This is a genomic window from Spiroplasma endosymbiont of Lonchoptera lutea (genome assembly GCF_964019715.1).
In the GTDB taxonomy this organism is placed as follows: Bacteria; Bacillota_I; Bacilli_A; order Mycoplasmatales; family Nriv7; genus Nriv7.
In genome coordinates this window covers 322,676-337,756 of sequence record NZ_OZ026463.1, presented here as the reverse complement: position 1 = coordinate 337,756, position 15,081 = coordinate 322,676, and the positions used below count along the sequence as shown (strand labels likewise).

21 protein-coding genes, 2 tRNA genes and 2 pseudogenes are annotated in these 15,081 nt (G+C 25.8%); 4 read left to right on the top strand and 21 right to left on the bottom strand.

Annotation, left to right across the window (positions count from 1 at the left end; genetic code table 4):
- Position 1: 1 nt before the first annotated feature.
- Together AACK97_RS01825 and AACK97_RS01820 are read right to left on the bottom strand one after the other, a co-directional pair.
- A complete protein-coding gene (locus AACK97_RS01825) occupies positions 2-181 on the bottom strand; it encodes a hypothetical protein (RefSeq protein ID WP_338968342.1) in 180 nt (59 codons plus the stop codon).
- A 59-nt stretch (positions 182-240) separates the two neighbouring features.
- Positions 241-654 (bottom strand): hypothetical protein, encoded by a 414-nt coding sequence (locus AACK97_RS01820; RefSeq protein ID WP_338968340.1) that lies wholly within the window; start codon positions 652-654, stop codon positions 241-243.
- Between the two features lie 155 nt (positions 655-809).
- Here AACK97_RS01820 and AACK97_RS01815 point away from each other — a divergent pair.
- From AACK97_RS01815 to AACK97_RS01805, 3 genes and pseudogenes are all read left to right on the top strand, one after another.
- Positions 810-1,505: pseudogene (locus AACK97_RS01815) on the top strand (IS30 family transposase); the annotation flags it as partial.
- A 42-nt stretch (positions 1,506-1,547) separates the two neighbouring features.
- Complete coding sequence (locus AACK97_RS01810; protein WP_338968337.1) at positions 1,548-2,492, top strand: IS30 family transposase; 945 nt, start codon at positions 1,548-1,550, stop codon at positions 2,490-2,492.
- 28 nt (positions 2,493-2,520) lie between these two features.
- Positions 2,521-3,174: pseudogene (locus AACK97_RS01805) on the top strand (IS30 family transposase); the annotation flags it as partial.
- Between the two features lie 124 nt (positions 3,175-3,298).
- On the opposite strand, the gene AACK97_RS01800 reads toward AACK97_RS01805, so the two are convergent.
- From AACK97_RS01800 to AACK97_RS01720, 17 genes are all read right to left on the bottom strand, one after another.
- On the bottom strand, positions 3,299-3,700 hold the full coding sequence (locus AACK97_RS01800; RefSeq protein ID WP_338968335.1) for a hypothetical protein: 402 nt from the start codon (positions 3,698-3,700) through the stop codon (positions 3,299-3,301).
- Between the two features lie 223 nt (positions 3,701-3,923).
- Positions 3,924-4,286 carry a ribosome hibernation-promoting factor, HPF/YfiA family gene (gene hpf, locus AACK97_RS01795; protein ID WP_338968333.1) on the bottom strand — a complete coding sequence of 121 codons (363 nt, stop codon included), beginning with the start codon at positions 4,284-4,286 and terminating at the stop codon, positions 3,924-3,926.
- Positions 4,287-4,477: 191 nt separating this feature from the next.
- Entirely contained in the window at positions 4,478-4,834 is a 357-nt protein-coding gene (locus AACK97_RS01790) for a hypothetical protein (RefSeq protein ID WP_338968331.1), read from the bottom strand.
- A gap of 30 nt (positions 4,835-4,864) precedes the next feature.
- Positions 4,865-5,914, bottom strand: a complete 1,050-nt coding sequence (locus tag AACK97_RS01785) for a YitT family protein (protein ID WP_338968329.1) — start codon at positions 5,912-5,914, stop codon at positions 4,865-4,867.
- A 147-nt stretch (positions 5,915-6,061) separates the two neighbouring features.
- Positions 6,062-6,137: transfer RNA gene (locus AACK97_RS01780), tRNA-Ala, on the bottom strand.
- A gap of 5 nt (positions 6,138-6,142) precedes the next feature.
- Positions 6,143-6,219, bottom strand: a tRNA-Ile gene (locus AACK97_RS01775).
- A gap of 38 nt (positions 6,220-6,257) precedes the next feature.
- Entirely contained in the window at positions 6,258-6,659 is a 402-nt protein-coding gene (gene rpsI, locus AACK97_RS01770; protein WP_338968328.1) for a 30S ribosomal protein S9, read from the bottom strand.
- Between the two features lie 8 nt (positions 6,660-6,667).
- Positions 6,668-7,114 carry a 50S ribosomal protein L13 gene (gene rplM, locus AACK97_RS01765; protein WP_338968327.1) on the bottom strand — a complete coding sequence of 149 codons (447 nt, stop codon included), beginning with the start codon at positions 7,112-7,114 and terminating at the stop codon, positions 6,668-6,670.
- 474 nt (positions 7,115-7,588) lie between these two features.
- On the bottom strand, positions 7,589-7,771 hold the full coding sequence (locus AACK97_RS01760) for a hypothetical protein (RefSeq protein WP_338968325.1): 183 nt from the start codon (positions 7,769-7,771) through the stop codon (positions 7,589-7,591).
- 70 nt (positions 7,772-7,841) lie between these two features.
- Positions 7,842-8,276 (bottom strand): hypothetical protein, encoded by a 435-nt coding sequence (locus AACK97_RS01755; RefSeq protein WP_338968323.1) that lies wholly within the window; start codon positions 8,274-8,276, stop codon positions 7,842-7,844.
- Positions 8,277-8,418: 142 nt separating this feature from the next.
- A complete protein-coding gene (locus AACK97_RS01750) occupies positions 8,419-8,577 on the bottom strand; it encodes a hypothetical protein (protein WP_338968321.1) in 159 nt (52 codons plus the stop codon).
- Between the two features lie 5 nt (positions 8,578-8,582).
- Positions 8,583-9,506, bottom strand: coding sequence for an energy-coupling factor transporter transmembrane protein EcfT (locus AACK97_RS01745; protein WP_338968319.1), 924 nt, complete (start codon positions 9,504-9,506; stop codon positions 8,583-8,585).
- Between the two features lie 13 nt (positions 9,507-9,519).
- Entirely contained in the window at positions 9,520-10,416 is an 897-nt protein-coding gene (locus tag AACK97_RS01740; RefSeq protein ID WP_338968317.1) for an energy-coupling factor transporter ATPase, read from the bottom strand.
- A complete protein-coding gene (locus AACK97_RS01735; protein ID WP_338968316.1) occupies positions 10,401-11,276 on the bottom strand; it encodes an energy-coupling factor transporter ATPase in 876 nt (291 codons plus the stop codon). Before AACK97_RS01735 ends, AACK97_RS01740 begins: the two co-directional genes overlap by 16 nt.
- A gap of 130 nt (positions 11,277-11,406) precedes the next feature.
- Positions 11,407-12,150 carry a hypothetical protein gene (locus AACK97_RS01730; RefSeq protein ID WP_338968315.1) on the bottom strand — a complete coding sequence of 248 codons (744 nt, stop codon included), beginning with the start codon at positions 12,148-12,150 and terminating at the stop codon, positions 11,407-11,409.
- Between the two features lie 123 nt (positions 12,151-12,273).
- Positions 12,274-12,741, bottom strand: coding sequence for an IS30 family transposase (locus AACK97_RS01725; protein ID WP_338968933.1), 468 nt, complete (start codon positions 12,739-12,741; stop codon positions 12,274-12,276).
- A 57-nt stretch (positions 12,742-12,798) separates the two neighbouring features.
- Positions 12,799-12,984, bottom strand: coding sequence for a hypothetical protein (locus AACK97_RS01720; protein WP_338968313.1), 186 nt, complete (start codon positions 12,982-12,984; stop codon positions 12,799-12,801).
- A gap of 58 nt (positions 12,985-13,042) precedes the next feature.
- Between AACK97_RS01720 and AACK97_RS01715 the strand changes: the two genes are divergently transcribed.
- On the top strand, positions 13,043-13,987 hold the full coding sequence (locus AACK97_RS01715) for an IS30 family transposase (RefSeq protein ID WP_338968310.1): 945 nt from the start codon (positions 13,043-13,045) through the stop codon (positions 13,985-13,987).
- On the opposite strand, the gene AACK97_RS01710 is transcribed toward AACK97_RS01715, so the two are convergent.
- Together AACK97_RS01710 and AACK97_RS01705 are read right to left on the bottom strand one after the other, a co-directional pair.
- Positions 13,979-14,281: a helix-turn-helix domain-containing protein gene (locus AACK97_RS01710; protein WP_338968307.1), complete on the bottom strand. Its 303-nt coding sequence runs from the start codon at positions 14,279-14,281 to the stop codon at positions 13,979-13,981. The genes AACK97_RS01715 and AACK97_RS01710 overlap by 9 nt on opposite strands.
- 261 nt (positions 14,282-14,542) lie before the next feature.
- Complete coding sequence (locus AACK97_RS01705) at positions 14,543-14,707, bottom strand: hypothetical protein (RefSeq protein ID WP_338968304.1); 165 nt, start codon at positions 14,705-14,707, stop codon at positions 14,543-14,545.
- Positions 14,708-15,081: the final 374 nt, after the last annotated feature.

Here is a 15,081-nt window from a genome sequence, read left to right as displayed (position 1 = left end):
TTTATATTCCTTCTTTCTTAATAATTTTGAAGTCTATATAATTATGGTCCAACTTATTGTAGCCTATCCAAATACGAGCATCAATACTTTTTAAACTACAAGATACGGTCGGCATTACTGTCATCAATGTCATGGGGGTTAATGTTAAGGTTGCTAAAAATGATATAAAACTTTTTTTCATATTTAATTCTCCTTTGCATGTATTGTTATATAAGTTATATTACTGGGAAATCACTAATTTTACAAGATATTAGTTAAAAAGAGTTGCTTATCTGCTTTCATTGTAAAAATATATTTAACTTCTTTTTTTGCTTTCCCTTTATTTGGCATTGCTCGCACAGTAATCGTTAACTCCACAACATTATGGGATGTATCAAACGGAGAACTTTCATCAAAGTTTAAATTAGCTCTCGCTTCATTTAAATCCATTCCAAGTTTTTCTATCAAATCCATAACAGCATATAATTGCAAACCAAAAGAATTTCACTTGGCCGGAGAAATATCTTTTATTTCCACAGTATCAGATAAACTACTAATCCGACTATCTAAACTTCCTGACTGTTTCATCTCAGTATTGCTACAACTTACTAATGGCATCACAATAATTAGTGGTGTTAATGTCAAACTTGCTAAAAACGGTATAAGTCACTTCATAAATAATTAATCCCTCTTTCCAAGTTTTGTTATATAAATATTTTACTAACAAATATTAGTTTTTCAAGGAACCTGAAATGTAAAATTAAAAAGGACACTTATATAAAAAACAAATTGTGTTAATTCTATATTAAGAAAAGAAAGGAATTAGCACAATGTATAAGTATCTGACTATTGAATCAATAATAGCAATAAAAGAATATAAAAGTTATGGATTTTCTATTCGTAAAATAGCAAAAGCAATTGATTATAGTAAATCAACTGTACACAGAGTTTGTAAATTATTAAATCAAAACTTATTACCATTAGAAATATTGAATCAAGTTCAAAAAAATAAACAAAATGCAGGTAGAAAATTAATAATTTTAACTTTAACAGAAATTAATACTATCAACCATTTGTTAATTACTAAAAATTATGCTCTTGATATAATTGCTGATTTTTTAAAGAAAAATAAAATAAAAAATATTTCAACAAAAACTTTATATAACATGTTTAAAACAAATCGAATGGGTTTTGATGAAAAAAATTTATTGAGAAAAGGCAAAAATAAACCTCATAAACAAAAAGAAACTAGGGGCAGAATTAATAATTGTAAATCTATTCATGAAAGAAATTTAATCATTCCAAATATTAAAAATATACAAGAATTTGGCCATTTAGAGGGAGATACTATCGTTGGTAAAGATCATAAAAGTTCTATTATTACTTTAGCTGATATATGATCAAAAACCACAATTCCTTTGAAAACTAAAAATCATAAAGCAGAAAGTATTACACAAAGTATAATAAAATTTATTTCAAAATTCCTGAAATGTAAAATTAAAAAGGACACTTATATAAAAAACAAATTGTGTTAATTCTATAATTAAGAAAAGAAAGGAATTAGCACAATGTATAAGTATCTGACTATTGAATCAATAATAGCAATAAAAGAATATAAAAGTTATGGATTTTCTATTCGTAAAATAGCAAAAGCAATTGATTATAGTAAATCAACTGTACACAGAGTTTGTAAATTATTAAATCAAAACTTATTACCATTAGAAATATTGAATCAAGTTCAAAAAAATAAACAAAATGCAGATAGAAAATTAATAATTTTAACTTTAACAGAAATTAATACTATCAATCATTTGTTAATTACTAAAAATTATGCTCTTGATATAATTGCTGATTTTTTAAAGAAAAATAAAATAAAAAATATTTCAACAAAAACTTTATATAACATGTTTAAAACAAATCGAATGGGTTTTGATGAAAAAAATTTATTGAGAAAAGGCAAAAATAAACCTCATAAACAAAAAGAAACTAGGGGCAGAATTAATAATTGTAAATCTATTCATGAAAGAAATTTAATCATTCCAAATATTAAAAATATACAAGAATTTGGCCATTTAGAGGGAGATACTATCGTTGGTAAAGATCATAAAAGTTCTATTATTACTTTAGCTGATATATGATCAAAAACCACAATTCCTTTGAAAACTAAAAATCATAAAGCAGAAAGTATTACACAAAGTATAATAAAATTTATTTCAAAATTAATACCAGGAACAATTAAAACTATTACTTTTGATCGTGATAAAGAATTTAGTAAATGAAAATTAATTGAAAAAAATTGTAATGTTAAAATTTATTTTGCAGATGCCGGCAAACCTTGTCAAAGAGGTTTAAATGAGAACAATAATGGTATTTTAAGAAGATATTTACCAAAATCTACTGATTTATCTTCATATAAACAAAAAGACTTAAATTCTATAGCATTTCAAATTAATTCTACACCCAGAAAATCATTATCTTATAAAAGACCAATAGATTTAATACAATTATTTTAAAAAACTGTCCCATTTATATTTACAATTCAGGAAAAATAAAATAAAAAATATTTCAACAAAAACTTTATATAACATGTTTAAAACAAATCGAATGGGTTTTGATGAAAAAAATTTATTGAGAAAAGGCAAAAATAAACCTCATAAACAAAAAGAAACTAGGGGCAGAATTAATAATTGTAAATCTATTCATGAAAGAAATTTAATCATTCCAAATATTAAAAATATACAAGAATTTGGCCATTTAGAGGGAGATACTATCGTTGGTAAAGATCATAAAAGTTCTATTATTACTTTAGCTGATATATGATCAAAAACCACAATTCCTTTGAAAACTAAAAATCATAAAGCAGAAAGTATTACACAAAGTATAATAAAATTTATTTCAAAATTAATACCAGGAACAATTAAAACTATTACTTTTGATCGTGGTAAAGAATTTAGTAAATGAAAATTAATTGAAAAAAATTGTAATGTTAAAATTTATTTTGCAGATGCCGGAAAACCTTGTCAAAGAGGTTTAAATGAGAACAATAATGGTATTTTAAGAAGATATTTACCAAAATCTACTGATTTATCTTCATATAAACAAAAAGACTTAAATTCTATAGCATTTCAAATTAATTCTACACCCAGAAAATCATTATCTTATAAAAGACCAATAGATTTAATACAATTATTTTAAAAAACTGTCCCATTTATATTTACAATTCAGGTTTACAATTCAGGTAATAAATAATTTTTATAAAAAAAATACACTTACAACTGTAAGTGTATTTTCTTAACACTTTTTCTAAATTACGATATTACTATCCTGTTTGAGTAACTTTAATTGTAAATTCTTTTGAAAATGTTCCATCAGCAGCATCTTTTGCTTTTACACTAAATTTAACTTCAGCACTTTTAGTTGGTCCGGGAGCTGCTGGAAGTACTCCAACTAATGCTGCCTCAGCCGCTTTAGCGCTCTCATCCGCAGCTTTAACTTTCGTATCAACTTTTGCCTGAATCGCTGCAAGAATAGCATCATCTTTTCATCCTGCTGCGTCAACAACTGCAAAAGCATCAGCTTCTTCAAACGTAATCTTATCAATTGCTTTATCAGTAACTGTAGTTGCTGCGGCTTTTTTTGTGCCACAACCAATAATTGGTAATGCTACGATAGCAGGAAGTCCTGCTAAAGCTGTTATTAATCTTAATCCTGATAATTTCATATTTAATTCTCCCTTTTCATTTATTTTACTATATATGTTATTTTACTTTGAAATTTTATTTTTACAATAACTTCTTTGGTTATTTTATACAAAATAAACATTTAATTTCCAAATACTAATTTATTAAATTAACCCATCACCTCCACTAAGAGTTAAATCTATGGGTTAATTATAGCAATAAATTTTTAAAATAAAAGATATTTTATCTAATTTAATAATGGCATTAGATATCCTCATCTAATGTTAAATCAACCGGAAATTCTACTTTCGTAAATTTTTCTTTACCCCGTGGAATTCAACGGTCCTTCATTCTTCGTAATTGTTCTTCTAACTTATGACGCACCTCATCAATAGCAACATATAAATCAATATGCTGACCTTCAGCGTGTAAATGATTACTCTTTCCTTTTAAATCAAGAACAACACGAACTCGACTTAAATTTTCTTTATAAGTTCTTACTTCAACATGAATAGTATCATCAAGATTAATAATTTTATATTTACTAATTTTTTCTAAACTATTAATAATGCGTTCACGAATCGCCTCAGTTACTTCAATATTTTTATCACGAATAACGAATTGCATTTATAAACCTCCTTATTATAAGTATAGACCAAAACTAACAAAATAGAGAATATAACCTAAAAATGGTAAAAAATACACACTTTGTAAATTAATACGATGGAAAATATAAACATAATTTCACCCACTAATTTCACGATTTTTTTGAACAATAAATAAAATTAACAAAATAAAACCAATTAAAACCATAATTGTTAAAAAAGATATTGTAGAAATAATACGCTTTTTTTGGAAATTCCTTTCGTCATATAAAAAATCCCAGCTAAACTATAAACAATAATATTAATTATTAGCACAATTAAAGCTAAAAACTCTGGTGATGTCATTAATCTTTGAAAAAAAAGACTATTACCAGAAGTAAAAAATACCATTGCTAATAACGATGTTAAATTATTTCTTAAAACAAATTCTGGTTTACCATTATGAATAATAGTTTCCTTTTCCGTTAAAATAACAATTGGTAATGAAAAAATTATTAAAATAATCGCAATTGCCATCGTAATAAATTTCCAATCAACTATTTTTAAAAATCTTAGAAAACCTTGCTTCATTGGTCAACTCCTTGGTTAGCATTTTGAATATTAATTAAACCTTTGAATATTAAAGGTACCATAAACCATCGTCACGGGAATAACAACAATAAACGCTTTATTATCAATTCTTGTTACATTATATTTAACTTTTTTATATTCTATTAAAGAAATTGTCGCAAAAATTGTTCCCGAAACCTTACCACTCTTAATATCACTAGAACTAATTAAAGTAGTATCATGAGGATATTCATGAGTTTTAAAATATTCACAAACATCTAATGGTAATTTTGTAAAAATCATCACATTAACTAATTTAAATTTTGGATAAATAAAATTAGTAACAACAGTACTAATCGTTGCAAAAATAATTGATACATATAAAGTAAAATTTTTAAAAAAAGCATAAATTAAATTATCTTCATTTTTTTGCACAAAGTATTTAATTAAAATTGCTAAAACAATAATTGCATAATTCATATATTTTTGAAATTTACCAACACCTTGTTTTTTTCACACTGCTAAATAAGCAGCTAAAAAATCTGAACCACCAGAACTACCACCAGCAATAAAAGCAATTGCGATAGCAAAACCTCAAATAATTGAACCAATAAAAGCATAAATAAAAGCCGCTAAAGTCATCACTGCTTTTCCCGTATCAGTATCCTTAGGTAAAATTAATTCTTCCATAATTTTTAATTGATCTAAAATCGGAATTGCTCGTAAAATAAAGTTTCATGCTGTTTGCATTAACATAAAAAATAAAGTATAAACAGTAAAATATCGGCCAACTTTAAAATATCCAAAAATTACAAAAGGAATATTTAACATTAAAACAACAATGTAAAACCACATCGCTTGCTCTTTAGGTGATGAAAAAATTGAATAAACAATAATTTGCGATATCCCACTAAAACCACCATTGTAAAAACCTACGGGATTAATAAAATAATTAAAAGTTAAAGTTAATAGTAATGCTGCTAATGTTAGCAATAACAAACTTCTCATAATGCGAGTAAATTTAGTATTATGAATTTTTTGAAAAAATAATTTCACTTGCTTGGAAAAACTAGGCTTTTTAAACTTTACTCTTTTTTTCATTACAACAAGTCTCCCAAATACATTACATCTAATAATAAAACAATTTTAACAATAAATAAATTGTTGTAAATGATTTTAACAAAAAAACTTAATTTTATTTATTATTCAAACAATAAAATTAAGTTTAAGTCATTAATGAAATTAAAATGGTGGACCCGAACGGGATTGAACCGCCGACCCCCTGCGTGCAAGGCAGGTGCTCTCCCAGCTGAGCTACGGGCCCATCAATGGTGGGACTAAGTGGACTTGAACCACCGACCTCACGCTTATCAAGCGTGCGCTCTAACCAACTGAGCTATAGTCCCATTAAAGCATATATTTGAGATATATGCTAAAATATAAATTATCTTTTTGAAAATTGCTTTCCTGCTCGGGGACCTTTTAATCCATACTTATCTCTTTCTTTAATTCGTGAATCACAAGTTATTAAACCTTTTTGCCTTAACTTCATCCGATAATCTGGTGAATATGCTAATAATGCTCTTGCAATACCTAATCTCGTAGCTCCAGCTTGACCGCTAAAACCACCACCATTAACTTTAACATTAATATCAAAGCTTTCTTTCATATCCGTTACCAATAATGGTTGTTCTAACTCTTGGATTAATGTTGCATAAGGAAAAAAAATAAGTGCCGGTTTATTATTAATAGTAATATTCCCTTTTCCTGAAGTTAATACTACTTGCGCTACTGATTTTTTTCTTCTACCCGTACCACGATAAATAATTTCTTTTTTTATTTTCATTAAATCGATTAACTCCCTTCTTCTTGTAATACTAATAGTTTTGGCATTTGAGCACTATGCGGGTGCTTTTCACTATCATAAACAAATAAATTTTTACCTTGTTTTCTTCCCAAACTAGTATGCGGTAACATTCCTTTAATAGTTCTTTCAACCATCTCAATTGGATACTTATCTTGCATTACCTTAGCTGTTCGCACTCTCATACCCCCAACAAAACCAGAGTGATTATAATATTTTTTATTATTCAGCTTATTACCACTTAATATTACTTTATGAGCATTAATAATGATAATATTATCACCACAATCAACATGGCTGGTAAATGTTGCTTTATGTTTACCTCTTAAAATACTTGCTACTTTTGTTGCTAAGCGTCCTAAAATTAAACCGCTGGCATCAATAATGTATCATGTTTTTTTCACATCTTGTGAATTAATAATTGTCGTTTGTCGCATTTATATCTCTCCCTTTGCATTTTGCTCTTGTACCGAAGCTATAATGCATAAAAACAATAAAATTATATAACAAATGTTTCGCTAATGCAATGAAAATAATAATTTGGTCGCGTTTAGTTTTCTTAGGTATTTTTAAAAAAAGAAAAAATAATCATTTACTATAAATTATTTCAATATGCAAATTAAGTATATATTTCTTATGTATGATTTTTTTTGTAAAAAATTATTTTAATGTTGTTTTTATAAGCATTTTAGTGAGTTTTTATAACCTTTTATTAAGATTATGTTTGTTAATATTAAATATTTTGTTTTATTACTTATTTTTTAGATAAAATGATAATTAAATTGTGATTACTTTTTTTTCAAAATTATTTAAACCTTTTCCTACCTAACAAAACTTTACGCGTCCAATAATTTTTAGTAAAAAATACTTCCTAAATTAGGAAGTATTTTTTACTAAATTTTTTAAAATCACTATTGATTTTCTTTTTCACTGTTTTCATTTTCCATATCCTGATTATCGTGGTCATCGTGTCCATCATTTGGATGATGCTCTTGTTGTTCATTAGAATTTGGCATCTCATTATTTTCTTCTGGCATTGTACCATTACCATTACCATTACCATTACCATCAATCATATCATTTAAAATAATCATTTCTTCACCTCCTATTAAACTTAATTATAAACTTTAAGAAAATTAATTAAAGATAAATTAAAATAAAAATTTAATACTTAATATTCATTAAATACAACCCTTCACCAGATACTTGATATTTAGTTTTCAAAGCTAAAGGATTTAATAATTTTTCTTGCAACTGTGTTAACGATATTTTTCCTTCATAACAAGCTAAAATACTGCCAACAATCATTCTTACTTGATGACGAATAAAACTTGGGGCTTTAATAATAATTATCACTAAATCTTGATGTTTTTTAATTTTAATACTCTTAATATTTCGCACCCGATTAATAGTTTCCTTATCTTTTAATAAAGAAAAATTAGAAAAATCATAAGTTCCAACAAAAATCTTAGCAATCTTTTGTAAATTTCTTTTTCGTAACGGTTTGTTATATTGATAAATATATCTTTGTTGAAAGACATTGTAAGACCCACAATTAATCTGATAATGATATGTTTTCAAAACACATTTTTTTCGCACATGAAAATCATTAGCAACAATGCAACAATTAGTAATATAAATATCATTAGGTAATTTATTATTTAAAATTCATTGTAATTGTTTTGGTTCTAAGACAATATTAAATGATAATTTAACTTTTTGGTCATAACTATGAACTTTTTTATCGGTACAGACTTGCTACTTGAATTTTAAACTCACAATTAAAAGCACTAGTAATAACTGCCATTAATGAACCTTCAACAGTAATTTTATTATTTTGATGGGCCCATCCCCAATATTTGCTACCATCATAACTAATGGATAATAAATAAGAAACCATTATTTTTAATATTCTATTAAGCGTCAAACAAACTGATCAACATAACGCATCGGTTTTCAAACATCACAATGATTTAATCATTCACTACCAATATTAGTAGATAACACCACCACTAATGCTAAAAAACAAAGAATTAAAATTAAAATGAATACATCTAAAAATCCAATCCGATATTGACGAAATCGCGTTCTTTTTTGATGGGGGTCATAACCCCGAGCATCCATTGCATAAGCCATATCCTCAGCTTTTTGAAATGATGATACTAGTAAAGGAATAATTAAAGAAACGATGGACTTAATTTTATCTTTAAATTTACCATTTTTAGAATCCATCCCTCTTGATGCTTGTGCTTTTTTAATTCGCATTGCTTCTTCAAATAAAGTTGGTAACATTCTTAATGCCATTGAAATGATAATTGAAATAATATGAACAGGAATTTTAATTAACTTCAAAGGTCACATTAAATCTTCCAAAGCTAATGTTAAATCCAATGGTTTTGTTGTTGATGTCAAAATCGTTGTTACTAAAACCATCAAATAAATTCTTAATGAAATATATAATGCCGTTAAAATCGCTTTTCAAGACACAATAAGAATCTTAAACTTAGCTGGTTGATATATGAGACCCACTGTCTCTCAAAGTGGTTGTTTATCCGCATTAAATTCAGGTTTAATAAGAAAAAAATTTAATACTAATAATACTAAAGTTACAAAAATAACAAACTTAAACAAAGAAAATAATAATCGCAATGGTAATTTAGAAATAAAGAAAATACTAATAATTACTGTTCCGGTTAAAATATAACCGGTAAAACCAGTATTAATAAAAACGGCTGCAATTAAAGCAATTATTGATAGCATTTTAATTCTAGGGTCAAGGCGATGAACAAGAGAATTATATGGTAAATACCGTCCAAATGATATATTCATAAATTAACTCCTTCTACTTACTATTAATTCTTTGTGCTAATTGGGTTACTAAATCTTCAACAGTCCGAGCATTGATATTACTAGTATCAAAACCATTATCTTTTAACTTTTGTAAAAAATGAAAAATTTTTGGTGGTTCAATATTAATTTCTTTAATTAATTGAGCATTAGCAAAAAGACTAACCGGATCACTTTGATGATACAATTGACCATTTTTTAAAACAACAACTTCATCGGCATATTGCAAAACATGATCCATATTATGAGTAACAAGAATAATGCGTTTTTTATCTTGTTTATTAAACTTAAAAAATAACTTCATTAACTCTTCTTCCCCATCAGGATCTAACCCAGCTGTTGGTTCATCTAAAATTAAAGTATGACCTTCAATCGCCAAAATTCCAGCAATCGCTACTCTTCTTTTTTGACCACCAGATAAATCAAAAGGCGAACGCGTTAAATATTCTTGACCTAATCCCACAAGTTCTAAATACTTAGCAGCTCTAAGTCGGGCTTCATCCTTTTTAATTCCAAAGTTTAAAGGACCAAACATAATATCCTTTTCAATTGTTTCTTCAAATAATTGATATTCCGGAAATTGAAAAACTAACCCTACTGATTTTCGTAATAATTTTTGCTTTTTAATTTTTCTCTGCTTTGCTTTAATCAGAAAATCACCAACAATAATTTGCCCAGCTGTTGGAATTAACAATCCATTCATATGTTGAATTAAAGTTGATTTTCCACTACCAGTTGAACCAACAACCGCCGTAATAATAGAATCCTTTATTCACAGATTAACATCTTTTAAGGCTTGAAATTGAAATGGACTTTTAGGAGCATAAATGTAACTAACATTATTAAATTTAATTAAATTCGATGGATTATCAATAATTATTTTTTTTGACATATTTGTTGTACCAATTCCTCTTCATATAATGTTTCGTCAATATTAACACCATACTTTTTTAATCCATAAGATACTTTTAAAATAAAAGGAATATCTAAATGAATACTTCTTAAAAAATCAACTTCTTTTAAAATTTCTTCTGGTTTACCAAAACGAACAACTTTTCCTTTATTCATTACTAATACCTTATCAGCATTAATAATTTCATCCATATCATGGGTAATTGAAATAATTGTTTTTTCACGCAATTCTTTTAATTGCACCATAATTTCTTTTACTTCTCTTTTTCCCTTAGGGTCTAACATACTAGTAGCTTCATCAAAAATAATTAATTCTGGAGTTAATGCTAAAGCCGAAGCAATCGCTACGCGTTGTTTTTGACCACCTGATAATAATAATGGTTCGTGATCTAAATAACTTTCCATCCCTACCATTTGTGAATATTTCATAATAATATCCGGCATCAATTTTGGGTCAACACATTTATTTTCTAAACCAAAAGCAATATCATCACGAACTGTTGAACCAATAAATTGATTATCCGGATTTTGAAAAACAATTCCTAATTTACGCGAAATTAATTGACTATTTTCTTTAGTTACTAAATTACCAAATATTTCAATACTACCTTTTTGTGCTTTTAAAACGCCAATAATAATTTTTGATAAAGTTGATTTCCCACTACCATTATGACCAATAATAGTTATATACTCGCCGTGATTGATACTAAAACTAACACCATCTACCGCATTAGGATAACTCACCCGATATTTAAATTCAATATCTTGTACTTTTAAAGCAATATTATTTTTTCTTGTTAATGTTTCCAATTTTTCGTGGGCTTTTTTTTTCTTTCTCATTAATATACTCCTAAATATCTAAATAATTAATATTTAACTATTTAATTTTAACACACTAATAAAAGAATGTTAAATAGGAAACATTAAGCACACATTAATCGCTACTAAATAAAAGATAATTTATTGATATTTATAATTGATTTTCAGCTTCGTTTTTTTGCTTTCTATTTTTCAACATTCGTTTTTTACTTTGTTGATTTTTTTTTGCTTTTTTTATTAACTTCTTTTCATTTTTCTTATTTTCTTGTTTACGCTTTTTACTTATTATTTTTAATTCACTTCTTAATTGTTTTAATTGTTCACAGCATTTTTGCTTTGCCTCTTGATTTTGAATTCTTTCTCTTTTTTTAATTATCTTTAACGCTTGTTTTGTTTTTCGGCGTTCTTTAATAAATTGTTTTTTTTCTTCACCTTGAAGACTTCGTCTTTTCTTAATTAACTTTATTTCTCTTTTTAAATTTATTTGTGCTTGTTTACAGTCTTGTTTTTCTTTCTTAATTTCTCTTGTTCTTTTCTTTTTATTAATTCTTAGTTCTTGCTTTAATTTTTTGCTTTCTGCTTGATATTTTTGTTTTTCTTGTTTTTTTTCAGCTTTAATATTGCGTTTAACTAATTTTAATTTTTTTCTTAACACAAATCATTCTTGAATTGTTAATCTTGCTTTCTTATTTTCACTACTCTTTTTCTTTTCAATTAACTTTAATTCTTTTCTGATTTTTTTCTGTTCATTTTTGGATTTTATTCGTTCTTGTTTTTTTTCAATATTTCTTTTATGCTTAATTAGTTTTAATGCTTTTCTTAACTTGCTTTGTTTTTCAATACTTTGCTTTTCATTATCTTCATTTTCATTATTATCAAAATTTGTTTCTAACATCCTTATTCTTCCTAACTCCTAACATTTTTATTAACTTATTTATTGCTTTTTTATTATTCATCCATATGTTTCATTACCTTTCAATTGATTTAAAGAAATGCCAAATTGTAAAGTTAAGTGCAACTAAATTATTTTTCTAACCAAATATTCGATTGGCGAAAGATAATTTAGTATTTTTCTTGGTCTTTGGTTTAAAGACAATATAAATTTATGAACTGCATTTTTAGTAGTGTTTGAAAAATTAAATTTTTTAGGAAATTTTTCTCTAATTAAACCATTAGTATTTTCATTAGTACCTCTTTGTCAAGGTGAATATGCATCAGCAAAATAAATTTTCACATTTAAATTTTTTTCAAGTTGTTGTCAATTAGCAAATTCTTTACCCCTATCAAATGTTATAGTCTTAACAAGATTATTTGGAAGAATTGATAAATAATGACTAATATTTTTGTTAATAACTTTAGTAGTTCTATTTTCAACTAATATTGCTAAAGTAAATCTTGATGTTCTTTCAACTAAAGTTATTAAACATGATTTACTTTTACCTCGTGATGATACTACAGTATCACCTTCTCAATGGCCAAGAGTTATGCGATTATTAACATTTCGTTCTTTAATGGATTTACCATTAAATTTACCCCGATTTTCTTAAGATTTTCGTTTCTTACCTTTTCTTCTTAAATTTTTACTAGTAACCTTTTCAAGTAATCCAGAATAAATTCAATTGTAAATTGTTTTAAAACTAATAATTCATTCTTGATGAAAATTTTTAATTCTGCCATAAATTTGTTCAGGCGATCAACCTAACCTGAAATGTAAAATTAAAAAGGACACTTATATAAAAAACAAATTGTGTTAATTCTATAATTAAGAAAAGAAAGGAATTAGCACAATGTATAAGTATCTGACTATTGAATCAATAATAGCAATAAAAGAATATAAAAGTTATGGATTTTCTATTCGTAAAATAGCAAAAGCAATTGATTATAGTAAATCAACTGTACACAGAGTTTGTAAATTATTAAATCAAAACTTATTACCATTAGAAATATTGAATCAAGTTCAAAAAAATAAACAAAATGCAGGTAGAAAATTAATAATTTTAACTTTAACAGAAATTAATACTATCAATCATTTGTTAATTACTAAAAATTATGCTCTTGATATAATTGCTGATTTTTTAAAGAAAAATAAAATAAAAAATATTTCAACAAAAACTTTATATAACATGTTTAAAACAAATCGAATGGGTTTTGATGAAAAAAATTTATTGAGAAAAGGCAAAAATAAACCTCATAAACAAAAAGAAACTAGGGGCAAAATTAATAATTGTAAATCTATTCATGAAAGAAATTTAATCATTCCAAATATTAAAAATATACAAGAATTTGGCCATTTAGAGGGAGATACTATCGTTGGTAAAGATCATAAAAGTTCTATTATTACTTTAGCTGATATATGATCAAAAACCACAATTCCTTTGAAAACTAAAAATCATAAAGCAGAAAATATTACACAAAGTATAATAAAATTTATTTCAAAATTAATACCAGGAACAATTAAAACTATTACTTTTGATCGTGGTAAAGAATTTAGTAAATGAAAATTAATTGAAAAAAATTGTAATGTTAAAATTTATTTTGCAGATGCCGGAAAACCTTGTCAAAGAGGTTTAAATGAGAACAATAATGGTATTTTAAGAAGATATTTACCAAAATCTACTGATTTATCTTCATATAAACAAAAAGACTTAAATTCTATAGCATTTCAAATTAATTCTACACCCAGAAAATCATTATCTTATAAAAGACCAATAGATTTAATACAATTATTTTAAAAAACTGTCCCATTTATATTTACAATTCAGGTATAATAATTTTTGTTGTACATATTTTACTAATTCTCTATTTTTAAATTTATGAAAATAAACATGTAATTGTTTTCTATTTTCTGCTTTATTTTGTGCAATTAATGAAAAATAATGATTATTATCTTTATTTCTATTAACTTCTCGATTAATAGTACTAATACTTCGATTAAGATTTTTAGCTATTTCACTAATTTTTACTTTAAATTTCAATTGATTCTCAATATAAATTCTTTCATCTATGCCAAGATGTTTGTATCCCATATAAAAACTCCTTAAATTTACTTTTTCTAAAATAAACTTAGCATCATGAAATTTTTATATGAAATCTTTTGCAATTTTATTTACTTGCACTTACAAGTATAATTCAGCAAATTAATTAATTTGATTATCAATATAAGAAAAAACTATTTTCAAAATTAAACTTTTTTATTGCAGAGTACATTCCTGAACTGCTCGATTTTACTTAATTAATTTCTCTAAACCTATTATGCAATAAAATAACAAAAGAATAAACTATAAATATTATGTACCTTCATGGATTTTAACAATACCATATGCTACGGTTTTTAGTGTTTCATAAATTGTCATAAAAATTAAATATAAAATTCGAACTAAATAAATTCATTTAATTAATTTAGCTTCATTAGCAGTTAACAATGATTGCGCAAACTTATATACGGGTTGCATTGCCCAAATATAAAAATATATCGGAATACTAATTGTTAAAATAAAACAAATACTAGCAACGAGGACGCATAAAGTTTTGTTAGGTGGGTAAAGATTTGAATAAGTATTAAGACAGTCAGCAATGGTTGTCTTTTTATTTTATAAGGTGTTAAAAATTTGTTCTTTGAAAATTAAATACAAGTGAGTTAATAATGTTGGTATGTATTAAAAGCACGATAAATTGTGGGTGGTCGCCATAACCAAAAGAAGTTTACCAGTTAATAGATAACACCCTATTAGTTATAGCAATTTGTTTCGTTTTGCAATAAAAAAATGAATGGGTGGATTTCCTAAAAATATACACGCTATTAAATTAGTTCCAAGGGTAGGATGCG